The 24790-nt window shown below is 67.5% G+C and carries 15 protein-coding genes; 9 read left to right on the top strand and 6 right to left on the bottom strand.

Annotation, left to right across the window (positions count from 1 at the left end; all coding sequences use genetic code 11):
* Nucleotides 1-407: 407 nt before the first annotated feature.
* The 6 genes from CFB40_RS23445 to CFB40_RS23420 all read right to left on the bottom strand — a co-directional run bounded on the left by CFB40_RS23445 (nucleotide 408) and on the right by CFB40_RS23420 (nucleotide 11222).
* Nucleotides 408-1454 carry a transglutaminase family protein gene (locus tag CFB40_RS23445; RefSeq protein WP_089432521.1) on the bottom strand — a complete coding sequence of 349 codons (1047 nt, stop codon included), beginning with the start codon at nucleotides 1452-1454 and terminating at the stop codon, nucleotides 408-410.
* Entirely contained in the window at nucleotides 1448-4054 is a 2607-nt protein-coding gene (locus CFB40_RS23440; RefSeq protein ID WP_254600161.1) for a circularly permuted type 2 ATP-grasp protein, read from the bottom strand. The genes CFB40_RS23445 and CFB40_RS23440 overlap by 7 nt, the downstream gene beginning before the upstream one ends.
* A 214-nt stretch (nucleotides 4055-4268) precedes the next feature.
* On the bottom strand, nucleotides 4269-7682 hold the full coding sequence (locus tag CFB40_RS23435; protein ID WP_089433290.1) for a transglutaminase family protein: 3414 nt from the start codon (nucleotides 7680-7682) through the stop codon (nucleotides 4269-4271).
* 96 nt (nucleotides 7683-7778) lie between these two features.
* Nucleotides 7779-8792 carry a transglutaminase family protein gene (locus tag CFB40_RS23430; protein ID WP_089427754.1) on the bottom strand — a complete coding sequence of 338 codons (1014 nt, stop codon included), beginning with the start codon at nucleotides 8790-8792 and terminating at the stop codon, nucleotides 7779-7781.
* Between the two features lie 8 nt (nucleotides 8793-8800).
* Nucleotides 8801-9742, bottom strand: coding sequence for an alpha-E domain-containing protein (locus CFB40_RS23425; protein ID WP_089427755.1), 942 nt, complete (start codon nucleotides 9740-9742; stop codon nucleotides 8801-8803).
* Nucleotides 9743-9806: 64 nt separating this feature from the next.
* Nucleotides 9807-11222, bottom strand: coding sequence for a circularly permuted type 2 ATP-grasp protein (locus tag CFB40_RS23420; RefSeq protein ID WP_046547558.1), 1416 nt, complete (start codon nucleotides 11220-11222; stop codon nucleotides 9807-9809).
* Between the two features lie 603 nt (nucleotides 11223-11825).
* Between CFB40_RS23420 and CFB40_RS23410 the strand changes: the two genes are divergently transcribed.
* From CFB40_RS23410 to CFB40_RS23365, 9 genes are all read left to right on the top strand, one after another.
* Nucleotides 11826-12824, top strand: a complete 999-nt coding sequence (locus CFB40_RS23410; protein WP_089432519.1) for a LysR substrate-binding domain-containing protein — start codon at nucleotides 11826-11828, stop codon at nucleotides 12822-12824.
* Nucleotides 12825-13536: 712 nt separating this feature from the next.
* Nucleotides 13537-13980, top strand: coding sequence for a hypothetical protein (locus CFB40_RS23400; protein WP_089427759.1), 444 nt, complete (start codon nucleotides 13537-13539; stop codon nucleotides 13978-13980).
* 62 nt (nucleotides 13981-14042) lie between these two features.
* Nucleotides 14043-14846, top strand: coding sequence for a hypothetical protein (locus CFB40_RS23395; protein ID WP_089432518.1), 804 nt, complete (start codon nucleotides 14043-14045; stop codon nucleotides 14844-14846).
* A 105-nt stretch (nucleotides 14847-14951) separates the two neighbouring features.
* Entirely contained in the window at nucleotides 14952-17651 is a 2700-nt protein-coding gene (pgaA, locus tag CFB40_RS23390; protein ID WP_089432517.1) for a poly-beta-1,6 N-acetyl-D-glucosamine export porin PgaA, read from the top strand.
* A gap of 18 nt (nucleotides 17652-17669) precedes the next feature.
* Nucleotides 17670-19760 (top strand): poly-beta-1,6-N-acetyl-D-glucosamine N-deacetylase PgaB, encoded by a 2091-nt coding sequence (pgaB, locus tag CFB40_RS23385; protein WP_089433289.1) that lies wholly within the window; start codon nucleotides 17670-17672, stop codon nucleotides 19758-19760.
* The gene (gene pgaC, locus CFB40_RS23380) at nucleotides 19757-21028 is read left to right on the top strand and encodes a poly-beta-1,6-N-acetyl-D-glucosamine synthase (protein ID WP_089427762.1); all 1272 of its coding nucleotides are present in this window, start codon (nucleotides 19757-19759) and stop codon (nucleotides 21026-21028) included. Before pgaB ends, pgaC begins: the two co-directional genes overlap by 4 nt.
* Entirely contained in the window at nucleotides 21006-21494 is a 489-nt protein-coding gene (locus tag CFB40_RS23375) for a Biofilm PGA synthesis auxiliary protein PgaD (RefSeq protein WP_089427763.1), read from the top strand. Before pgaC ends, CFB40_RS23375 begins: the two co-directional genes overlap by 23 nt.
* A gap of 118 nt (nucleotides 21495-21612) precedes the next feature.
* The gene (glmS, locus tag CFB40_RS23370; protein WP_089432516.1) at nucleotides 21613-23436 is read left to right on the top strand and encodes a glutamine--fructose-6-phosphate transaminase (isomerizing); all 1824 of its coding nucleotides are present in this window, start codon (nucleotides 21613-21615) and stop codon (nucleotides 23434-23436) included.
* Nucleotides 23433-24701, top strand: coding sequence for a hypothetical protein (locus CFB40_RS23365; protein WP_089432515.1), 1269 nt, complete (start codon nucleotides 23433-23435; stop codon nucleotides 24699-24701). The genes glmS and CFB40_RS23365 overlap by 4 nt, the downstream gene beginning before the upstream one ends.
* Nucleotides 24702-24790 lie beyond the last annotated feature (89 nt).

The raw sequence follows: 24790 nt of genomic DNA, 5'->3' as shown, positions 1-24790 counted from the left end.
CGTTCCGGTGCTGTCCGACTCGGTGGCATCGATCAACCGTGCGACGGGTTCGTCTGTCGCCGATCGATGTTCGGGATAAAGCTGGGTCACCCTGGCTCCTGCGCGCGGTTTGGTGTTGTTCTGCCGTTCCGCCGCCAGTCATTCAAGCTGACGCGACGTGAACGCAGATGCGGATCATCGGAAATCCGCGCACCAGCGCACAAGTGCAGTTTTCTCTTTTCCTACAGAATTGAACTCGTCCGATTCAATCGAACGGAATGACACGTGACTTTCCGGTCATGTCTCACGGTCGAGTACGAAGTGTCTTCCGAGCCGCGCGCATGGACCGTCCGGTTCGCAGCCGTCACGAACGTACGCGCCTGCAGACACGCGATCAACAACCGACCGCTCCGATCGGCGAACCCGCGTCAAACGACATCGAGCGGCTCCACCGTCACCCCGACCTTCAGCTCCTGATCCGCGCCGCCGCCGCGAATCACGCCGCGCAACGGCGTCACGTCCGCATAGTCGCGGCCGATCGACAGCATCACGTAGTCGTCGCCCGGCGCGCGATCGTTGGTCGGGTCGAGCTGCAGCCAGCCGTTGTCCTCGGGCCATGCCGGGTCGTACACCTCGACCCATGCATGCGATGCGTCGGCGCCAATCAGCCTCGGCTGCCCGGGCGGCGGCTGCGTGAGCAGGTAGCCGCTCACGTAACGCGCGGCCAGCCCGAGCGAGCGCAGCGCGCCGATCATCACGTGCGCGAAATCCTGGCACACACCCTTGCGCAAGCGCAGCGCATCGAGCGCCGACGTCGTGATGTCGGTGCTATTCGGCGTATACGCAAAATCGGCATGCACGCGCCGCATCAGTTCCCACGCGGCCTGCACGAGCGGCCGTTGCGGCGTGAAGCTCGCGGCCGCATACGCGGCGAGTTCGGGATCGCACATGACATGCGGCGACGTGAACACGAATTCGCTCGCCGCGTCGTAAGGCTGCCCTGCGCGGAACCGCAAGCGGTCGCGCACGGCTTCCCACGCCATCGCCTGTTTCGCGTCGGGTTTCGCGATGGCGGGCGGCGGCTCGCCGCGCGCCCCGCGCGACCACACCGGCGGCGTCACGCGTACCGTGCTGCAACTGCGCACGAGCAGCGCATCGTGCGGCTGGTTCAACGCAAACGACGCGCGCGCGTTGCCGAATGCATCGATCTCGGTCCCGACCGATTCCGGCGCGGGGTCGATGTCGAGCGCGAACGACAGCACCTGCTGGCGCGGCGTGACGAGCGGCTGCAGGCGTGCCTGGTGCTGCGCCGATTCGACGCGCGCCGCGTAACGGTATTCGGTGTCGTGCGTGACGCGCAGCAACCGGCCGGGCGCACCGTCGGCCTTTGCGGCCGGCGCCGATGGCGGTGCCGATGCGTTCCGCGCATTGCCGGAACCGTGCGGCGCTTTCGCCGCGCCTTTCTTCGTCACCATAACGTCCTGCCCGCCTCGCGCACGTGGCTGAAATAGCGTTCGCCGATCCGGTTCGACAATTCCCATACTGCCTTCACCGTCGTGTCGAGCGCTTCGAGCAGCTTGTCGTGCCGGCCGCCGTCGGCGGTCTCGCACAGCTCGTGCAGCGACCACGCGGGGACGTCGGGAATCGTCTCGGCCAGCTCGGACAGCGCGTAGCCTTCGCTGCGCTCGACCTTCGTCAGCCGGCCGCGCAGCGCCTGCACGACCCAGCCGAGCGAGCGCGGATTGTCGGTATCGAGCACGACGAGCGACAGCAGCGGCGCGACGTCGAAGCCGCGCTGAAACCGCGAACGGAACGTGATCGTGCTGTCGAACAGTTCCAGCACGAGCTCGAAGCCGTCCTGCCGGTGCACCGCGCCTTCGTCGAAGGCCGCCTTCAGCACGCTGCACAGGAAGTCCAGCCGGTCGATCTGCCGGCCGATCGACAGCAAGCGCCAGCCGTCGTCGCGCGTCATGTTGTCGGTCTGCGCGCCCGTGATCGCGCCAAGCAGCAGGCCGAGGCGCTCCAGCAACTGCAGGGCCTCGTTGCCGATCTGCTCCTCGGCTTCCGGCAGGCCCGCGCTGTCCGCGAACAGTTGAGTCGCGTCGTCGATCAGCCGCCACTGATCGCTCGACAGTCGCTCGCGGATCGCGGCGGCCGCGCCACGCATGCCGAACAGGCAGGACGCAATGCCCGACGTGCGATCCGCGCCGCGCGTCAGCGACGTCGCGAGCGCGTGCTGGAACGCGCGCGGCGCATCGACGGCGTTCGGCGCGTCGGCCGCGATCAGGCCCGTGTCGCGGCACAACGTGTCGAGCAGTTCCAGGTGCGCGGGGCTGTCGACGTCGTCCTCGCCGCGCAGCCGTTCGAGCGCGGCACGCGCGAGGCGCATCAGGTTGGTTGCGCGTTCGGTATAACGGCCGAGCCAGAACAGGTTTTCAGCCGCACGACTCGCGATCGCGCGCGGGCGTTCGACGAGATCGTCGGGGCCGAGGTGCGTCTGCAGCAGCGTCGTCGAATCGACGATGCCTTCGGTCATCACCCACGTATCGACGGTGCTGCCGCCGCGCGGCATCGGCGCGTTGAACAGCGTGTCGCGCGTGCCGACCCGCGACAGCCCGCCGGGCAGGAGCCGCCAGCGCTGCGCACCGTCGGCAAGTGCGAACACGCGCAGCAGCACCGGCTTCGGCACGATGCGCGCGCCGCCGTTGCTGTCGGGTGCGTCGTGGCGCGGCCAGGTCGGCGCCTGCGACAGCGGCAGGTCGGCCTGCACCGTGTAGTGCTCGGGCCGCGCGAGAATCCGCGCGCGCCACTCGGCCAGCTGCGCCTGCGTGAGCCGCGCGCCGATCACCGGCTCGAATGCGCCGCCTTCCTGCACGTCCGGTGGATAGGATGCCTTGACGATGCCGCGCGCGAGCTGCGGCAGCGCGTCGTCGCACGCGGCCGCTTCACCGCACCACCACGAATGCACGGCCGGCAGCGTCAGCGTTTCGCCGAGCAGCCCTTCCGCCAGGCGCGGCATGAAGCCGAGCATCGCCGGTGATTCGAGAAAGCCCGAGCCCGGCGCGTTCGCGAGCAGCACGTTGCCCGCGCGCACGGCCTGCAGCAACCCCGGCACGCCGAGCATCGAATCGGTCCGCAGTTCGAGCGGATCGAGCCATGCATCGTCGACGCGCCGCAGGATGCCGTGCACCGGCTCGAGCCCGCTCAGCGTCTTCAGGAACACGCGGTTGTCGCGCGCGGTCAGGTCGCCGCCTTCGACGAGCGTGAGGCCGAGGTAGCGCGCGAGATACGCATGCTCGAAATAGGTCGCGCTGTGCGGCCCCGGTGTGAGCAGCACGATCCGCGAATTCTTGCGAGCCGGGCTGAGCGCCTGCATGCTCTGCAACAGCGCGCGGTACGCGGACGCGAGCCGCTGCACGCGCAGCCCGCGAAACCCGCGCGGAAAGAGCCGCGACACGATCAGGCGGTTTTCGAGGAGGTAGCCGAGGCCGGCCGCGCCCTGCGTGTGCTGCGCGACGATCCGCCACTGCCCGTCCGGGCCGCGCGCAAGGTCGAACGCGACGACGTGCAGCCAGGTATCGCCCGGCACGCGCGCGCCGCGCATCGCGCGCAGGTAGCCGGGATGCCCGGTGACGAGCGCGGGCGGCAGCAGCCCGCGTTCGAGGATCGTCTGCGGCCCGTACAGGTCGGCCAGTGTCGCGTTGAGCAGCCGCACGCGCTGCAGCACGCCGCGCTCGATCGCGACCCAGTCCTCGGGCGTGACGATCAGCGGCAGCAGGTCGAGCGACCACGGGCCGGCCGCGCCGTCGCCGGCGCGCTGCTCGTGCAGTTGATAGAACAGGCCGTTCTCGCGCATGCGCCGGTGCAGCGCGTCGGCGCGGCGATCGAGGTCGGCCACGCCGTCGCTGCCGATCGACGTGAAGAAGCTGCGCCACGCGGGCGCGAGCGCAGGCGCGTTCAGGCCGGCCGCGCTGCCGCGCAGTTCGTCGTAGCGGCCGGCGGCAGCCGGCGCCGCAAGCGCGGCGGCCAGTTCCGCGGCATCCGGCTGCGCGCCGGTATCGAAAAGCGTGGGCATCGCGTCGAGGGCGGCGAGATGATCGGTGTCAATGGGCGGCACGATGTCGTTCCGTCGTCAGGGCGCGGCCGCGCACGCGCGCCGCCACCCGGGCGGCGGGGCGCGGCGCGCGGCCGCAATCTGCCCGCATCCTAGCATTCCGGCGGGGCCGCCAGCGACCGAAACCGCCGGGTATCGCGAACCGCGCATCGTCATCCGCGTCGTCATCGTCCGGTCACGGCCGCCGCAGGTCGAGCGTGAACGGGAATTCGCGGCTCGGCGCGGCCGCCGCGACATCCATGCGCCCCGGCGTATGCCCCATCTCGACGAAGCGTGCAAGCCGGCGGCTCTCGGCTTCGTACGCATTGACCGGGAACGTCGCGTAGTTGCGCCCGCCCGGATGCGCGACGTGATAGCGGCAACCGCCGAGCGAGCGCTGCAGCCACGTATCGACGATGTCGAACGTGAGCGGCGCGTGCACGCCGAGGGTCGGATGCAGCGCGGACGGCGGCGACCACGCCTTGTAGCGCACGCCCGCGACGTATTCGCCGACGGTGCCGGTCGGCTGCAGCGGCAGCGCGCGGCCGTTGACCGTCACGACGTGCCGGTTGTCGTTCAGCCCCGTTACGCGCACTTCGAGCCGTTCGACCGACGAATCGACGTAGCGCACCGTGCCGCCGGGCGCGCCCTCCTCGCCCATCACGTGCCACGGCTCCAGCGCGCCCCGCAGCGACAGCTCCATGCCGTTCACCGCGATCTGGCCGAACAGCGGGAAGCGGAATTCGAAGTGCGGCGCAAACCACGCCGGATCGAACGCGAAGCCGGCGTCGCGCAGTTCGGTCAGCACGTCGTCGAAATCCATCTGAAGAAACGCGGGCAACATGAAGCGGTCATGCAGCGCGGTACCCCAGCGCGTGAGCGGCGTCGTGTACGGCGCAGCCCAGAAACGCGCGACCAGCGCGCGCAGCAGCAATTGCTGCACGATGCTCATCCGCGCATGCGGCGGCATCTCGAACGCGCGCAGTTCGAGCAGGCCGAGCCGGCCGGTCGACGAGTCCGGCGAATACAGCTTGTCGATGCAGAACTCGCTGCGGTGCGTGTTGCCGGTCACGTCGATCAGCAGGTTGCGCAGCACGCGGTCGACGAGCCACGGCGGCATGTCCTGCCCGAACAGCAGCTTGTTGCGCTGGATCTCGGCGAACGCGATGTCGAGCTCGTAGAGCTGGTCGTTGCGCGCCTCGTCGACACGCGGCGCCTGGCTCGTCGGCCCGATGAAGAGCCCGGAGAACAGGTAGGACAGCGACGGATGGTTGTGCCAGTACGCGATCAGGCTCGCGAGCAGGTCCGGGCGGCGCAGGAATGGGCTGTCGGCCGGCGTCGCGCCGCCGAGCACGAAGTGGTTGCCGCCGCCCGTGCCGACGTGGCGGCCGTCGACCATGAACTTCTCGCTGCACAGCCGCGACTGCCACGCGGCGTCGTACAGGAATTCGGTGTGATCGACGAGTTCGTCGAAGTTGCTGGCCGGATGAATGTTCACCTCGATCACGCCGGGATCGGGCGTCACCTGCAGCAGCTTCAGCCGCGCGTCGCGCGGCGGCGGATAGCCTTCCAGGACGAGCTTCACGCCCAGCGCATGCGCGGTCAGCTCGATCGCGCCGAGCAGCTCGAGATAATCCTCGAGCGCGGCGAGCGGCGGCATGAACAGGTACAGGATGCCGTTGCGCACTTCGACGCACAGCGCAGTGCGCGTGATCCATGCGGCCGATTCGAAGCGCTCGGGCTGGCGACCCGGGTCGCGCGCGGCCGGCCGGCCGTTGCCGGCCGTGCCGTCGTCGCGCCACTGCATCACGGTCTGCGCGGATGCCTCGCGATGCACGCCGGACAGGTAGCGCGGCGCATCGGCCGGCCCTGCGTAGCGCGCGCGGATCGCGGCGGCATCCGGCAGCGCGTCACGCGGCGCGAACGGGTCGCGCTCGACGAGGTACGGATAGTCGGCGCGGCTCGCCCACGGTAGCGAATCGAGCGGCAGCCGATAGCCCATCGGCGAATCGCCGGGCATGAGGTACATCCGCTCGTCGCGGAAGAACCACGGGCCCGTCTGCCAGCGCGGGCCGTCGAGGCCGGGCGCAGCTTCCGTACGCTTGACCGGCAGCACGTAGCCGACCACGCTGTCGAGCTGCTGCTCGAACACCTTGCGCAGCCGCGCGCGTTCGAGCTCGTCGTCGAGACGCGAATCGAACGGGTCGACGTTGACCGGCAGCCGGCGCTCGCGCCACAGGTAGTACCAGACGTCCTCGTAGCCGGGCCGGATGAATTCGCCGGTCAGGTTCAGCCGCGCGGCGAGCGCGTCGATGAAGCGCTTCGCGTCGTCGGTCGTATACGCGGACGGCTCGCGCTCGTCGGCGAACAGCGACGGATCGTGCCATACGGGCTGGCCGTCCGCGCGCCAGAAGATCGACAGCGCCCAGCGCGGCAGTTGCTCGCCCGGGTACCACTTGCCCTGCCCGAAATGCAGGAAGCCGCCGTCGCCGTATTCCGCGCGCAGCCGCTGCACGAGTTCGGTTGCATAGCCGCGCTTGGTCGGGCCGAGCGCGTCGGTGTTCCACTCGGCGCCGTCGCGATCGTCGATCGACACGAAGGTCGGCTCGCCGCCCTGCGTGAGCCGCACGTCGCCGGCCGCCAGCGCGCCATCCACCTGCATGCCGAGCGCCAGCACGCCGTCCCATTGCGATTCCGTGTACGGCTTCGTCACGCGCGGCGATTCGTACACGCGCGTCACGGTCATCTCGTGCTCGAACGACACCTCGCACTCGTCGATCAGCCCCTCGACCGGCGCGGCGCTGGTCGGCTGCGGCGTGCAGGCCAGCGGAATGTGGCCCTCGCCGGCGAGCAGGCCCGAAGTCGGGTCGAAGCCGATCCAGCCGGCACCCGGCAGGTACACCTCGCACCACGCATGCAGGTCGGTGAAGTCGACCGACGTGCCGCTCGGGCCGTCGAGCGATTTCACATCGGGCGTGAGCTGGATCAGGTAGCCCGACACGAAGCGCGCGGCGATGCCGAGATGGCGGCACAGCTGCACGAGCAGCCATGCGCTGTCGCGGCACGAGCCCGAGGCCAGTTCGAGCGTCTGCTCGGGCGTCTGCACGCCCGGCTCCATCCGCACGAGATAGCCGATGTCGTGCTGCAGTTGCTGGTTCAGCGCGACGAGGAAGTTCACGGTGCCGGCCGGCGTGCGGTCGACGCCGTCGAGATACGCGCGGAACAGCGGCGACGCGCTCGTCTGCGGATCGCACACGAGATACGGCGCGAGCTCGGTCTTCAGCGCGTCGTCATAGCTGAACGGGTACTGCTCCGCGCTGGCTTCGAGGAAGAAGTCGAACGGGTTGTACACCGACATCTCGGCGACGAGATCGATCGTGATCTCGAAGTGCTCGGTGCGCTCCGGAAACACGAGCCGCGCGAGATAGTTCGAGAACGGGTCCTGCTGCCAGTTGATGAAGTGCTGCGCGGGCTCGACCGTCATCGAATACGCGAGGATCGGCGTCCGGCAGTGCGGCGCGGGCCGCAGGCGCACGACCTGCGGGCCGAGGTTGACGAGCCGGTCGTAGCGATAGCGGGTGGTGTGATGCAGCGCGACGTGGATGGACATGGGAGCTCGGTTCGGGTTGGGCCAGCCGCGCGCCGCGTCGCGCTCGATGCGACGCGGCACCCCGGCCTGGCGGATTCGGCGAAAACGTGCGCGAGGTCAGACGAGCTCGGGCGTCTGCACGACGCTGATCTCGACACCGACGGCCGTCGCGCCGAGCCCCGTCACCGGCTGCGCGTCGCGATAGTCGAGGCCGACCGCGATGCGCACGTAGCGCTCGTCCGGGCAGCGATTCATGAACGGATCGAACCCGACCCAGCCGAGCCCTTCCACATACGCCTCGGCCCACGCATGGCCGGCCGGCTGCTGCGTCAGCCCGGCCGCCTGCGACTGCGCGCCGTGCGCCGGCTGCGGCATTCCCTGCGACTGCGATTGCGACTGGGACTGGGACTGTGACTGCGACTGCGCCGCATGCGACGCGCCGAGCACCTGCTGCATGCCCTCGCCGCTCTGCAGCGCGAGCGCTTCTTCCTGCTCGACGTCGCCCGCGTTCTGCTTCGCGTCGGCGATGCGTTGCATCGCGCTGTCCGCCAGCACGTAGCCCGAGATATAGCGCGCGGGAATCTTCAGCACGCGCGCGGCCGCGATGAACGCATGCGCATGGTCGCGGCTCGTGCCCTCGCCGCTTTGCAGCGCGGTTTCCGCGTCGACGGGGGCGTCGGCGGCCAGGTTCGGTGCATACGCGATGCGGTCGTGCACTTCCGTCATCAGCCAGTGCAGCGCGTCGAGGCTGTGCGGCTCGATCGGCAGCGCTTGCGCCAGCGCACGCACGGTGTCGCCGGCCTTCGTCAGCGCCGTTTCGCGCTCGAAGATCCACGGCGGCGCATAGCCTTCAGGATGACCGAGTATGCCCGCGCGGTCCTGCGTCTCGACGACGCCGGCCGCGATGACGACGATCTCGGCCTTCGCGCCGCGGTCGTGCCGCACGAGGTCGATCCGGTTGCCGAGCCCGTCGGCATAGGACAGCGACGGCTCGACGCCGTCGATCGTGACCTGCCACGCGCGCACCGTCTGCCCGGGGCCCGACTGCGGGCGCAGCCGCAGCCGTTGCAGCGCATGGGTGGCTTGATCGTCGAACTGATAACGCGAGATGTGTCGGATGGCGAGTCGCATGGCAAGTCTCAGTCGAAGTTGTAAGCCTGGGCGATTTCGAGCCCGAGGCTGTTGTTGCGGCCGATGAAGTCGGTCAGGAACTCGTGCAGGCCACTCTTGAAGATCCGCTCGACCGAGGTGTCGGACAGCATTTGCAGGATCTTCGTGGCCGTGTCGTGACACGGGTGTGTCACACCGTAATCCTTTGCGAGCAGGTTCAGGCTCGACACGACGCGCCCGTAGCAATAACGCAGCGAACGCGGCATGCGGCCGTTCAGGATCAGGTAGTCGGCGATGTTCATCGGCTTGTACTGCACGTCGTACACCCAGCGGTACGAACGGTGCGCGGCGACGCAGCGCAGGATCGTCTCCCACTGGTAGTTGTCGAGGATCGTGCCGACGTGCGACACCGACGGCAGCAGCAGGTGGTATTTCACGTCGATGATCCGCGCGGTGTTGTCGGCGCGCTCGACGAACGCGCCGATCTGCGCGAAATCGAAGATCTCGTTGCGCAGCATCGTGCTGTAGAAACTGCCGAGGATCAGCGCGGTTTCGCGCTTCACCTGGTCGAGCACGGCCGGCAGTTCGCTCTCCGGCACCGGCTGCGCGAGCGCGCGGCGCAACGCGAGCCACGCGCCGTTCACGCTCTCCCATGCCTCGCGGGTGAGCGCCGTGCGCACCATCCGCGCGTTCGAGCGCGCGGCGTCGATGCACGACAGCACGCTCGACGGGTTGTCGCGGTCGCGCAGCAGGTAGTCGGTCACGGTATCGGCCGCATACGCGTCGTATTTCTGCCGGTAGCCGTCGTCCGTGCCCGAGCTGACGAGCACCGACGACCATTCGGCCGGCGCGTCGGACGTGCGCGTGAGCGCCATCCGCAGCCCGGCATCGACGATGCGCGCGATGTTCTCCGCGCGCTCGATATAGCGGTACATCCAGTAGAGACCGCTTGCAGTACGTCCCAGAAGCATCTCGTGTCCACTCCGTCTTCGTTCGGTTGGCGCCCCGGTCGCGGGGCGCGCGGTCGCGTCCGGCTCAGTCGGCCAGCACCCAGGTGTCCTTGGTGCCGCCGCCCTGGCTCGAGTTGACGACGAGCGATCCCTCCTTCAGCGCGACGCGCGTCAGCCCACCCGGCGTGATGCGGATGCGATCCGACACCAGCACGAACGGCCGCAGGTCGACGTGGCGCGGCGCGAGGCCGGCTTCGGTCAGGATCGGCGTCGTGGACAGCGCGAGCGTCGGCTGCGCGATGTAGTTCGCGGGGCGCGCGCGCAGCTTCGCGGCAAAGGCTTCGAGCTCGGCTTTCGACGCGCACGGCCCGACCAGCATCCCGTAGCCGCCCGAGCCGTGCACTTCCTTCACGACCAGTTCGTCGAGATGGTCGAGCACGTATTTCAGGCTGTCGGCCTCGCCGCAGCGCCAGGTCGGCACGTTCTCCAGCAGCGCCTTGCGGCCCGTGTAGAACTCGACGATCTCCGGCATGTACGAGTAGATCGCCTTGTCGTCGGCGATGCCGGTGCCGGGCGCGTTCGCGATCGTGATGTTGCCCGCGCGGTACACGTCCATGATCCCCGCGACGCCGAGCACCGAATCGGGGCGGAACGTGAGCGGATCGAGGAACGCGTCGTCGACGCGGCGATACAGCACGTCGATCGGCTGGAAGCCTTCGGTCGTGCGCATCGCGACGCGACCGTCGATCACCTGCAGGTCGCTGCCCTCGACGAGATGCACGCCCATCTGGTCGGCGAGGAACGAATGTTCGTAGTACGCGGAATTGTGGATGCCGGGCGTGAGCACGGCGACGGTCGGGTTGTCGGCGTTGCCGCCCGGCGGGCACACGGCCGCGAGCGACTGGCGCAGCATCTGCGGATAAGTCTCGACCGGGCGCACCTTCACCTGCTGGAACAGCTCCGGGAAGAGCTGCATCATCGTCTCGCGGTTTTCCAGCATGTACGACACGCCGGACGGCGTGCGCGCGTTGTCCTCCAGCACATAGAATTCGTTCTCGCCGGTGCGCACGATGTCCACGCCGATGATGTGCGTGTAAACGTTGCCGGGCGGCCGGAAATCGATCATTTCCGGGATGAACGCTTCGTTGTGCGCGATCAGGTGCTTCGGCACGATGCCCGCGCGCACGATTTCCTGGCGGTGGTAGATGTCGTCGAGGAACGCGTTGAGCGCCATCACGCGCTGCTCGATGCCGAGCGACAGCCGGCTCCATTCGGCGCCCGAGATGATGCGCGGGACGATGTCGAACGGAATCAGCCGCTCGGCGGCCTCCGCGTCGCCGTAGACGGCGAACGTGATGCCCGTCTTGCGGAACACGCCTTCCGCGTCGTAGGCCTTCTGGGCGAGGCTCGCGGGATTCTGCGTGTCGAGCCACTGCTTCAGGCGCGCGTAGGGCGCCCTTACCATGTCGCCGGATTGCAGCATTTCATCGAATGGCTTCATCGATCTTTTCTCCATCGATCGTTTTCCCCGGCATTGCGCATGCCGGACCGGCGTAATGAATGCTTTGCAAGGAACGTGCCTTGCGCGATCCCCTCGATATCCCCCCGTTTTTGCGCCGCGCCGGGCACGCCCGCGCGGCATTGCGCACCATCACGGTGCAGCGCCCGACGCGACGGGCGACGACGGTGCGTCGCCGGCGCGCACGGTTCATGCTGCGCCGCGTCTTTCGAACATAGTTCCCCCGCGTGTCACGAATGTGCAATCTGCACTGCACAAAAAAAACGGCCCGCCTGCGCATCGGACCACCGGAACGAAAGGACGAGAAGGCGGGCCGGCACGCGCACGGCGCAACCGGCCCTGGGGGAAGTACCGTCTGCGGCCGCACCGGCAGTTCGACGCGATGAACTGTCCGGTTAAGCCGGGTCCGGCACCTCAACGCTATGCAGCCGTAATCCCGCCGACAACGCCCATGCATATTTCGACTGACACCCATCGAAAAAAAACATCGGGTCGAGCGGCGCGAGGCGCGGTACGCTAGAACGTTCGTGCAGCAAACGGTGCCGCCGCCTTTCAGGCGCCCGACTATAAAAAGCGAAGATCGAAATGGAAGCAAAGTGGCTGGAAGATTTCCTGAGCCTTGCGGATACCAAGAGCTTTTCCCGGGCCGCGCGTAACCGGCACCTCACGCAATCGGCATTCAGCAGACGAATAGCGGCACTCGAAACCTGGATGGACGCGAAGCTGGTGGACCGGAGCATCAACCCGATCACGCTCACGCCAGCCGGCCAGATGTTCCGCGGGCTCGCCGCGGACATCCTGCGCAGCATGTATGCGGCGCGCAATCTCGTGAACGGCTACGACCAGTTCGCGGCCAGCGACCAGGTCGTGCGTTTCGCGGTGGCCCACACGCTCGTCTTCACGCTGTTTCCCGAATGGCTCAAGCAGCTCAACGGCGAGGTCGGCCACGTCACCGCACGCGTCAACGCGGTGAACGTGCCGGAAGGCGTGCAGCAGCTCGTCGAAGGGGAATGCGACCTGCTGCTCGGCTATCACCATCCGCAGCTGCCGATCGTGCTCGACCCGAATCACTTCCCGTTCGTCAGCCTCGGCGTCGAGCGGATCCTGCCCGTGTCGACACCCGATGCGCGCGGCAAGCCCGTGTTCCAGTTGCCGGGCACCCCCGATGCACCGCTGCCGCTGCTCGCGTATTCGTCGGGCGCGTTTCTCGGCAACATCGTCGAGATGCTGCTGCTGAATGCCACCGAGCCGTACGTGCTGCACCGCTGCTTCGAGACGCACATGTCCGAGGCCCTGAAGGGCATGGTCGTGGCCGGGCACGGGATCGGCTGGCTGCCGGAAAGCTGCGTCGCGAAGGAACTCGCGGAAGGCACGCTCGTGTGCGCAGGTTCCGGCGACTGGATCACCGAGCTCGAAATCCGCCTGTACCGATCGGCCCGCAAGCGCGGGCTCGCGGCCGAGCAACTGTGGACCTACATCATGAACCGGCCGCGCACGGCGGTCGACGGTGCAGCCGGCGCGGCCGAACCCGCGGCCGCACCGGCGATGCGCATCGCCCGGCGCAGCGCGGGCGGCAGCCGCTGATCGCCGCGTTCGCGTCGTTCCCGCGGACGACGCGAACGCAAGCACGGTTGGCGACAATCCGGTGTGCGCATCCATTCGCGCCGCGTCGCTTCCCGGATTACACGCCCCGCTTTCCGGTAGCAAGCAACGATCCCGCTTTAGCCTGAAAAATGACCGTGCCGGACGCGTAATCGATATCAGATGATTCGCAATCGTTTGCATCCCGTGGATGAACTTTTTACGTCCGGCATTGCACATCGGCATTTTCCGTCTGATTATCAGGACAGAAATACCCTGTTACAGAACAAATTAAAAGTTTCGATTTACCTGTAACAATCTAAAATACCAACAACGCCTCCCCCGCATTTCATATCGTGCGACCTGTATCTGGATCGATTTCAATTTTTCCGGAACACAGCCGCAAAAATTCCTTTTATCAGTCGTTATTTTTCGGCACGAATGGCGATACGTCCGACGTGATTCAATGCGTGGCGGATCATCGCTACCGACTAGCAATATTCATATTCGGCAATATCGACTTTCTTCATAGTTAATGGAATCATACGAATCCGTCGCAATCCTATTTAAATAGGATATTTAACGTCGTCCCATTCAGGCCACACGCGGTTGTTGGTTCAAAGTCCATCGTGTATCAATAGCGTGTCGCAAAAAGAACGTTGGCAAATCTGACTCGGAATAAATGCTCGCCATTGATTCCGGACGGGAGGTTGCAATGTCTTCCTCGTTTCGACAGCATGCTCGCCCTTTGCTGAGCGTCTTCATCTGCGCGCTCAGCATGAATGCGATGGCCCAGACGCTCGCGTCCCAGCCGTCCGCGTCCGCGCCCGCCCCTGCATCCGGCCCGGGTGCGGATCGCTACGTCATTTCGTATATCTGCGGCGATGCGCGGATCGACGGTACGGCACCGCTACCGCCCGACGGACGGCCGTACAACCTGGGCGTGTCGTTTGCTTCAGCCAAGACGGGGCAGCCGCTCGCCAACGTCCAGGTGCGCCTGCGGCGACATGGCCGCGTGCTCGTCGAATTCAATGCATCGGGGTCGCGTTGCCTGTTCAGCGTGCCCGATGCGAGCTACCGGGTCGAAGGAACCTATCAGGGCGCGACCCAGTTCGCGATCGTCGAAACGGGTGCGCTGACCACGCAGTTGAAATGGTGAGCGCCACCTGAGCGAACCGCATCACGTCTTACACCACAACGTATCGAATCGAGGAGACATGAATGACTCGTGCAGAACGACAGGACGGCTCGCCCGCCCACCAGCCGAAACCCTCCTGGGGTCCTGGAAAGAACGCGGCGCTCAGCTTCGCCGCATTCGCCGCGATCTTCGGCCTCTTCGCGTACGCCGAACGGGACACGACGGTCGGCCATGCGAGCGTGACGCACGACATCTCCGGCGCGATCGGAACCGCCGTCGGGAAAACCCGCAACGCGATCATGGCCCTTGCCTCGCACGCACCCGCAACGGGCACGTCCGGAACATCGGCCGAGCCCGGGGCAGCGTCGACACGCACGCCGGCCTCGCCGCCCGCGCCGCCGTCGCAGGTTGCGTCGACGTCGGCCGCGCCCGAGGTATCCACCGTGCCGCCCGTCTCGCTCGCGGTCGAACCGAAAGCCGCGCGGCAGCCCGCCCCCCAAGCCGTCGTGAAACAGCGGCAGTCGGCGCATGCGCCGCCCGTGACGCTCGCGGCCGGTACGCATGCGGCATCGGCCAACGGTCGCGCCGCCACGCGGCACGGCGCCGCGCACCGTGCGCAGCGTGCCGAAGCGCTGGCCGGCACGAGCAGGCGCATGGACTTCGCGCCCAAGCCCCGGCCGGACGGCAGCGACACCATGCGCATGCAGACGGCCAGCATCATGCACGCGGAGCTGGAAAGCGCGCGTGCGCTGGCGAAGGCGCGCTCGTGCGCGGTGATCGACGAATGGGACTGCGTGGAACAAAACGCGAGCCGGGCACTCGCGATCGACCCCAAGAACAGCGAATCGCGTGCATTGCTCGGTCAGGCGATCCGCAACCGGCTGTAAGTCGGGTCCGCATCGCCGGGCACTCGCAGCCCGGCCGCGCGACGTGCGACGACGTGCGTCGTCACACGGACAACCGACGTGATCGTGTCAATAGGAGGACACCTCGTGGACAACAATCGGAAACAACAATGCACCACCGTCGCTCCGTCCAACCGACGGCTCCTCCTGCATGCGCCGCTGGTGTTGCTGCTCGTCGCGTCCGGCCCCTGCTTCTCCGCCGACGGCGATCCGGAAACGGGCCGCGTCAACGAATTCGCCGGGACCCACGGCGCCCCGGACGCGGTGCCGCGCGGTGGGCAGCCGATGGTCGTGTCGATCCAGATTGCCCAGGCCGAGGTGGCCCCGCCCCCTCATGAGCCGACGCCGATCGCGCGGGCGTCGGATGCGTCGATGCAGATCGCGCAGGCATCGACCCCGCAGCAGCCGACCCTGCCGACCACGGTCGTGGTGGAACCGGAGGCGCCGCCATCGAGCGCCGCCGCGCCGGGTGCACGTTCGCCGGAGACGGTGAACACGCCGGCACCGGTCGCGCAGACATCGACCGCGCCGATGCTGCTTGCGCAGGCCGAGAACGCCCGCCCGCCCGAAGCACCGACGCCTGCCGCCTCGACGGCGTCCGACGCGTCCGCATCCCCTTCGCCGGCGCCGGTCGCGCCGCCTTCGGACACCCCGCCGAAGATCGAACGACCCGCACCCGCCATGCCGCCGCTTGCGCCGACGCAAACCGCGCAGGTCTCCGGCACCCCGATGCCGAATTCGCCCGCGCCCGTTCCCCAGATGCCGGGCTCGCCGCCGCCGTCGTCCCCGGCGCCGAACTCGCAAACGCCCGGCGCCCAGCTGCCCGGCGAGCCGACACAGCGATCGCAGGGCCCGGACGTCGAAACACCGAATGCCCAGGCGCCGAATCTGCGTACCGCCGACGTCGAGACCGTGCGCAACGACGTGTTCGGCCTCGCGGCGAGCGGCGGCGCGGTCAAGGCGCTCGACGAAGCGAAGGCCCGCCCCGATGCGTTCTCCGCCGTCGACATCGCGCAACTGGAAGAACTGTCGATTCGCCAGCAGGTGCGCGGCGGCCGCGACAAGTCGCGCTCGATGACGAGCCCCGACCGCTTCGACGGGATCGACAACGCGCTGCGCGCGGCAGACGACCTCGACAAGCGGATACCGGCCACGCCCGAGTACACGCCGGTCAGGACTGCGCTCGCGGGCGACCGGACGATCGCCCTTGCGGCACGCGGCGACATGAAGCAGGCCGTCGCGACGTTCGAGACGATTCCGTCCAACGCGGAAATCTCGATCGACGCGCTGGCAGCCGTGGGCGACGCCTACCTGTACCTGAGCGAACCGGTCAAGGCGAATGCCGTGTACCAGCGCGCACTGAAGCAGGCGACCGCGTCACCGACGGATCGCGCGACCCGCGGCTTCCAGTACGGCGAGCGCACGCGTCCGATCGAACTGCGCGAAGGGCTGTTCTGGTCGTACGTCGACCAGGGACGCGCGGCGGACGCAAAGCAGGCGCTCGACGACATGGGCGCGACGCTTCCGCCGGCCAAGCAGGTGACCAACGTCGGTCCCGGAGAAAGCGACTATCTGCGCTACTACCGGCTGCGTGCGCAATACCTGATCTTCACGGGTCACCCCGATGAAGGGATCGCCGCACTCGAAGAGCTCGAGAAGGAGGTGCCGTTCAACGCGGAGGTGCGCGCCGCGCATGCCGACGCGGTGTCCGGCCAGGCGCATCCGCGCCAGGCGATCGCGATGTATCGCGCGTCGCTGACCGACCACCCCGACAGCGTCGAGATGCTCGCGGGCCTCGGTCGCGCATCGCTCACGGCAGACGACTACGCGACCGCGAAGTACGTCGACCAGACGCTGGACAACACGTTCCCGGACAGCGGCGCCGTGCGGGGCTTCAAGCGCGACTACAACGCGTACCGCAGCCCGGTGTTCACCACCGACCTGAGCTTCGAGCACGGCAACAGCGCACTGGCCGACAACAGTTTCACGTCGGACAGCTACCTCTATTCGCAACCGTTCGGCGACAACTGGCGGGTCTTCGCGCACACGTTCTACGGCCATGCGCAAACCGACGGCGGCAGCGTCAGCCGCACGCGCACGGGCATCGGCGGCGACTACCGGCACGGGCCGCTCACCGTGCTGGGCGAAGTCACGCGCTCGCTCGGCGGGGACGGACGCACGGGCGGCCGCGGATCGATCGCGTACGCGCTGAACGACTACTGGACGGTCAGCGGCGGGCTCGACTCCAACGACAACTCACTGCCGTGGAAGGCGTACGCCGCGCACATCTGGGGCCGCTCGGCGAACGTGTCGGTGGTGTATCGCCAGAACGACCGTCGCGAGGTCAAGCTGAGCTACGGCGTGAGCCGCTACAGCGATTCGAACTTCCACCAGGAGATCACGGCGACCGCCACGCAGCGCGTGTACACGACCGCCACCCAGCAGGTCAACGTATCGCTGGATCTCGGCACCAGCAGCAACACGCGCAAGGACGCGCCCTACTTCAGCCCGGGCCGCGACTACGCGGCCGCGGCGACCGTCATGCACCAGTTGACGCTGTGGAAGAAGGGCGACATGGGGCTGCAGCAGCGCGTCTCGGTGTCCGGCGGCATGTACAACGAGCGCGGCTTCGGCACCAGCGCCCTGTGGAGCGCGCGCCTCGAGCACGCGTGGACCTTCAAGCACGACATCACGCTGAGTTACGGCGTGGAGGTCAGCAGCCACGCGTACGACGGCCAGCGCGAACGCTCCGAAACCGGCTTCATGTCGGTCAACCTGCCGTTCTAGCAAGGAGATCGAGCAATGCTGCAATCCAGACGGACCTTCATGTGCGGATGCATGGGCGCATTTGCCGCCTGTTCGCTGTTTCCGGGCGTGACCAATGCCAGGATGATCGACCTGCTTCCGCCGTCCGATCCGGCCGACGGCAAGACGTTTCGCGTGATCTGCATGCATGACGTGCGCGACAACCTGATGGCGTCGTTCAACTCCGGTACGGCGATGGTCGACGCGTTCGCCGTCGATACCGGCACGCTGACCGCCATCTTCTCGTGGCTGCAGACCAACAACTATCACACCATCACGGTCAAGCAGATCGAGGAGTCGCGGCACGGCGGCAAGCCACTGCCGCCGCGCTCGGTGCTGCTCACGTTCGACGACGGCTTTCGCAGCCACTACACGAAAGTGCTGCCGCTGCTCGAGCGCTTCAAGTATCCGGCGGTGATGGGCCTCGTCACCGCGTGGATCGACACCCCGCCGGATACGCCGATCCGCATCAGCGACAAGGTTCAGGTGCCGCGCGACTATTTCCTGTCGTGGGACGAGGTGAAGAAGCTCGGCCAGTCGCCGTTCGTCGAGCTCGGTTGCCACACCCACAACCTCCATCACGGCGCGGTCGCGAATCCGCAGGGCAACGAATTGCCGGCGACCACGTCGCATCTCTACCTGCAAGACCAGAAACGCTATGAAACCGACGCCGAATTCCACGCACGCGTGCACGACGACCTGCAGACTTGCGTGCGGCAGATCCGCGAACGCACGGGCATCGTCGCACGGTCGATGGTGTGGCCATACGGCGCGGAAAACCAGCCGGTGCGCCAGATCTCGACGTCGCTCGGGATGGACATCCAGTTCAGTCTCGATGCCGGCCCGAATACGCCGGACGTGCCGCTGGACCGGCTGCGGCGGATCCTGATGGTGTACGACATCGACATCGGCGGGTTCGAGCGCTCGATGCGCGAGCCGGCGTCGAACCGCGGCGACGTCGACGTGCCCGAACGCATCGTGCAGGTCGACCTGGACCAGGTCTACGATCCGGACCCCGCGCGGCAGGAAGCGAATCTCGGCAAGCTGATCGAGCGCATCTACCGGATGCAGCCGAAATCGGTGTACCTGCAGGCGTATGCGGACCCGAAAGGCACCGGCGTGGCCGAATCCGTGTATTTCCCGAACCGGCACCTGCCGATGCGCTCCGACCTGTTCTCGCGTGCCGCGTGGCAGCTCAACACGCGCGCCAACGTGCAGGTGTATGCCTGGATGCCGGTGCTCGCGTTCCGGCCGCCGGCCGACAAGCTGCGCGGGCTCGAGGCCGTGAGCGCCTACGGCGGCGCGCCGGCGCGCGAGAACGGCACGCGCACGTTCCGGCTGAGCCCGTTCGATCCGGATGCGCGGCTGATGATCCAGCAGGTCTACGAGGATCTCAGCAAGCACGCATCGTTCAGCGGCATCCTGTTCAGCGACGACGCGGTGCTCGACGACTACGAGGATGCGGGCCGGCACGCGCTGCGCATCTATTCGCAGTGGGGGCTGCCGGCCGACGTCGGCAAGATCCGCGAGAACCCCGACCTGCTGAAGCGCTGGACGCGCCAGAAGTCGCGCTACCTGATCGACCTGACCAAGCAGCTGGAACAGATCGTGCTGGCCCACCAGAACGTGGGCGACGTGCTGACCGCGCGCAACATCTTCGCGATGCCGGTGCTCAAGCCCGAATCGGAAGCGTGGTACGCGCAGAACTACGACGATTTCCTCGCGACCTACGACTACGTCGCGCTGATGGCGATGCCGTACATGGAGCAGGCGAAGGATCCCCAAGGCTGGCTGGACCAGCTCGTGAAAGCCGTGCACGCGAAGCAGCGCGGGCTGCAGCGCACCGTGTTCGAACTGCAGTCGTACGACTGGCACGCACAGAAGCCGGTGCCGGCCAGCACGCTGCTCGCGCAGATGCGACGGCTGCGCAGCGAAGGCGCGGTGAATTTCGGCTACTACCCGGACAACTTCCTGAACGGGCAGCCGGAACTCGACGCGATGCGCGACGTGATGTCGCTGAAGTCCCGCCTCGACCCAACCTCGATCAACGCGCTGATGCAACAACATACGCAGGGGACGAAGACGCCATGACCACCCACAGCATCATCCAGCGCCTGCAGGATTTCGTCTTCTACTACCCGTTCTTCATGTCGTACCTGTGGATGATCGGCGGCGTCGTGCACTACTTCCTGCTCGAGGAAGGCCGCGAGCTGTCCACGCGAACGATCGCGTCGAGCGGCATTCCGAAGATCTCGATCGTCGTGCCCTGCTTCAACGAAGCCGCGAACGCGCGCAGCGTGATCAGCCACCTGGACCGGATGCAGTATCCGAACTACGACATCATCGCGGTCAACGACGGCAGCCAGGATCGCACCGGCGAGATCCTCAACGAGCTGGCCGTCGAGATCCCGCGGTTGCTCGTGATCCATCACGCGCGCAACGAAGGCAAGGCGGTCGGGCTCACGACCGCGGCGGCCGTGTCGAACGCGGAATACCTGCTGTGCATCGACGGCGATGCGCTGCTCGCGCATGACGCGATCGGCTGGATGCTCGAGCATTTCCTGACCGATCCGGGCGTCGGCGCCGTGACCGGCAACCCGCGCATCCGCACGCGCACGTCACTGCTCGGCCGCATGCAGGTCGGCGAATTCTCGTCGATCGTCGGGCTGATCAAGCGCACGCAGCAGGTGTACGGCCGCATCTTCACGGTATCCGGCGTGATCACGATGTTCCGCAAGACCGCGCTCGCCGACGTCGGCTACTGGAGCTCGGACATGCTGACCGAGGACATCGACATCAGCTGGAAGCTGCAGTGCCGCGACTGGCGCGTCGTGTACGAGCCGCACGCACTGAGCTGGATCCTGATGCCCGAGACGGTGAAGGGCCTGTACCGGCAGCGGCTGCGCTGGTCGAAGGGCGGCATCCAGGTGCTGATGAAGTACGCGGGCACGCTCGCGCGGCCGACGCAAATGATGATGTGGCCGCTGTTCGCCGAGTACCTGATCGGCATCGCATGGGCGTACTCGATGACGTTCATCCTGCTGCTCGCGCTCATCAATGTCGTGTACCCGCTGCCGCAAGACTGGCACGTATCGGTCGTGCCGCACTGGCACGGCATGCTGCTGGTCGCCACCTGCATCCTGCAACTGATCATCGGCAGCATGATCGATCGTCGTTACGACGAAAAACTCCTGATGTATTTCCTGGACACCATCTGGTATCCCGTCGCCTTCTGGCTGATCAGCATGATCACCACCGTCGTCGCCCTGCCGGCCATCGTGCTGCGGGGCCGAGGCAAGCGGGCCGTATGGGTCAGCCCCGACCGAGGCATTCAACATGAAGAACGCGCCGATTATTGACCTTTCCCTGCGCGCACCGCGCGAACTGATCGCCGAGCGCGGTCGCATCATCGGGTCCGTGCTGACCGTCTGGTTCCGGCTCTTGCGGCCGGCGCTGGTGGGGGCCGTGTGGGCATCGATCTGCATCTACACGTACCGCTATCTGCTGCCGTTCAATCCGGCCGAGATGCCGATCGAGCAGATGGTGTTCTACGCGACCAGCATCGCGCTCATCGCGGGCACCATCGTCATGTGGCTGATCGCCGGACGCGTCGTGCATCCGCTGGCCTACCGGCTGCGCGTGTCGAAGATACTGCGACGCTCGGCCAGCGCGAAGGTGCGCTCGGTGCCGCCGACCGTGCTGGCAAGCGCCCGCCGGCGCGGCGCGCGGCGCACGACGCGCATTCTCGTCGCGTCGCACGACGCGAACGGCTCGATTTCCGACATCGAATGGGTAGCCCACGCGGGGCCGCAGCCCCGCGAGTAGGTCAGCGGAGATGCGTCGCTGCGCACGGGGATGTCATTCGTGCGACGCGGCGTCACTCCAGATACCGCGCTGCCGCACTTTGCCGGCAGCCCGGCAACCTTTGTGGACGAGGTGAAACATGTGCGGAATCGTCGGAGCAAGCGGCCTGAACAATCAAGTGCCGCAACTGGTCAATGCGCTGAGCAGGCTCGAGTATCGCGGCTACGATTCGTGCGGCATTGCCGTACAGGACGAAGGCCGGCTGCGCAGTGAACGCACGTTGCGGCGCGTGACCGACCTGCAGGCCCGCGTGCTGACGCTGGGCCTCGAAGCGCAGACCTGCATCGCGCATACGCGCTGGGCAACCCACGGCGCACCATCCGAAATGAACGCGCATCCGATCATGTCGGGCGACACGATCGCGGTCGTGCACAACGGCATCATCGAGAACCACGACGCGCTGCGCGTGGAACTGCGGGAGCGCGGCTACACGTTTCGCGGCCAGACCGACACCGAGGTGATCGCGCACCTGATCCACAGCCTCTATCGCGACGACCTGTTCGACGCGATCGTGCGCGCCGTCAAGCGGCTGCACGGCGCGTACGCGATCGCGGTGCTGAGTGCGAAAGAGCCGCAGCGCCTCGTCGCCGCGCGCGCCGGCTCGCCGCTCGTGATCGGCATCGGCGCCGAGCAGAACTACCTCGCGTCGGACTGCGCGGCGCTCGGCGACCTGACCGACCGCTTCGTCTACCTGGAAGACGGCGACGTCGCGCTGATCACGCCGGACCGGATCGCCGTGGTCGACTCGGGCGGGCACGAGGCCCAGCGCCCGCTGTGCCATGTGAAGGCGCGCGAAGGCGACGCCGCGCTCGGCCCGTACCAGCATTTCATGCAGAAGGAGATCTTCGAGCAGCCGAAGGCGATCGCCAGCACGCTCGACGGCATCGACACGATTTCGCCGGCGTTGTTCGACGCGACCGACGGCACGCGCGCGCTGCTGTCGAGAGTGAGGAACGTGCTGCTGCTCGGCTGCGGCACCAGCTACTACGCGGGGCTGACCGCGAAGTACTGGCTGGAGGCCATCGCGGGCGTGCCCGCCCAGGTCGAGATCGCCAGCGAATTCCGCTACCGCGAGACGGTGGCCGATCCGCGCACGCTCGTCGTCGGCATTTCGCAATCGGGCGAGACGGCCGACACGATCGGCGCGATCGAGCAGGCGCGCGACATGGGCCAGGAACTGTCGATGGCGATCTGCAACGTGGCGACCAGCACGATCGCGCGCAACGCGCCGCTGCGGTTCCTGACGCGGGCCGGCATCGAGCTCGGCGTCGCGTCGACCAAGGCGTTCACGACGCAGCTCGTCGCGCTGTTCGTGCTGACGCTGACGCTCGCGCAGCTGCGCGGCCGGCTCGACGCGAAGCAGGTCGCGCTGCACCTGAAGCAGCTGCATGCGCTGCCCGAGCGCATCGGCCACGCACTCGCGCTCGAAACGCAGATCATGGGCTGGGCCACGAAGTTCGCACGTACCGAGAACGCGCTGTTCCTCGGGCGCGGCATTCATTTCCCGATCGCGATGGAAGGGGCGCTGAAGCTCAAGGAGGTGTCGTACATCCACGCGGAAGGCTATGCGGCCGGCGAACTGAAGCACGGCCCGCTCGCGCTCGTCACGAGCGCGATGCCGGTCGTCACGATCGCGCCGGACGACCGCCTGTTCCAGAAGCTGAAATCCAACATGGCCGAAGTACGCGCGCGCGGCGGACGGCTCTACGTGCTGGCCGGCGACCAGCTCGGGATCGACGCCGACCGCGACACGCACCTGATCCGCGTGCGCGAATCGGGCGACGTGCTGTCGCCGATCGTCAACGTGATTCCGCTGCAGCTGCTCGCCTATCACGTCGGTTGCGCGCGCGGCGCCGACGTCGACAAGCCGCGCAACCTCGCGAAATCGGTAACCGTCGAATGAAGGGTCGAACGCGCCCGGCACAGGCGGTCGCGCAGTGCGTCGCGGCCGCGCTGTGCGGCGCATGCGGCATCGTCACGGCGATGCCGCCCGCCTTCGCCGCCACGCCGGTCGTGCATACGGTCACCGTGCAGGGCGCCCCTTCATCTCGCCCGGCCGTCGATCCGCGCAGCTTCATGCACGGCATCGGCGTGGCCGACGCCGGCAACGGCAAGCGCTGGGTGTTCTTCAGCAGCTCAGGTGTCGTGCCGCGCGGCGCGATGCGCGGCGGCAGCTGGCCGCATGACGTGTACGTCGGCGAATGGCTGCCCGGCAAGCCGAACCTGCTGCACGTCCGCACGTTCATCAACCGCCCCGAGGCGCAGGAGCCCGTGTCGATCGCGCAGAACGCGCGCGGCGACATCTTCGTCACGTTCGAGGACGGCTGGAACGCGCCGCAGGAAGTCAGCCAGCGCTACGGCGTCTACCGCCGCGACCTGAAGCCGATCAAGCCCTATCCGAACGACGTCGAATCGGGCGGCCACTCGGGGCATGTCGCCACGGCGGCCGACCGCTTCGTCGTGTTCTATTCGGCCGACTGGATCGACGGCGGCGGCGTCGACAACCTCGGCACCGGCAACGGCGTGTACGTGAAAACCTACGACGCGGCCGGGCGCGTGCTGAACCATGTCGCGGTCGTGCCGCACCGCCGCGAGTGGTGGCCCATCGTCGCGGGCTCGCCGCACACCGCGCTGCTCGTGTGGCAGAAATACATCGAGGGCAGCACGGACGCGACGCTCGAATACGCGATGTTCGACCCGGTCACGGCGAAGCTGGACAAGCTGGGGACGCTGAACGACGCGATCCAGTACTACGTGTATTCGTCGGCTTACGTGCCGGAGATCGACCGCTTCATCGTCGTCACGACGACGGCGGACGATCGCGGCGTCGCGATGCTGATCGCGCCGGACGGCCGCCGCACGGCGACGCTCGACTGCCTGCCGGCGTCGGTGCGCGAATCCGGCATCGGGGTGTCCGGCACGCATGCGTACGTACCGAGCCGCGACGGGCGGTTGCTGACGCTGGCGCTCGGGCCGGCGGACATTTCGGTGAGCGGCGTGCAGCGTTCGCCGATTCCGTGGGGTTTGACCGGTATCGCCGGCTTCCCTGGGAGCGGCACCGCGATGCATTTCGTGTCGCTGACGCCGTCGGGCACGCGCGAAGCCGATTTCGACCCGGCCCGGGAAACGCCGATGCCGAAGAGCGCCGTGCCTTGTTCGAGTCATTGACAGTGGCTCTGTAGCGCGATCGCCGTGGACGCGGCGGGCCGGCATGCTCTCACCCCGGGCCGGGCCGTCGCCCCGCCTCTTCCGCTCCT

Source organism: Burkholderia sp. AU31652 (genome assembly GCF_002223155.1).
In the GTDB taxonomy this organism is placed as follows: Bacteria; Pseudomonadota; Gammaproteobacteria; order Burkholderiales; family Burkholderiaceae; genus Burkholderia.
The sequence above is the reverse complement of the archived record's forward strand: the minus strand, read 5'-3'. Positions and strand labels throughout refer to the sequence as shown.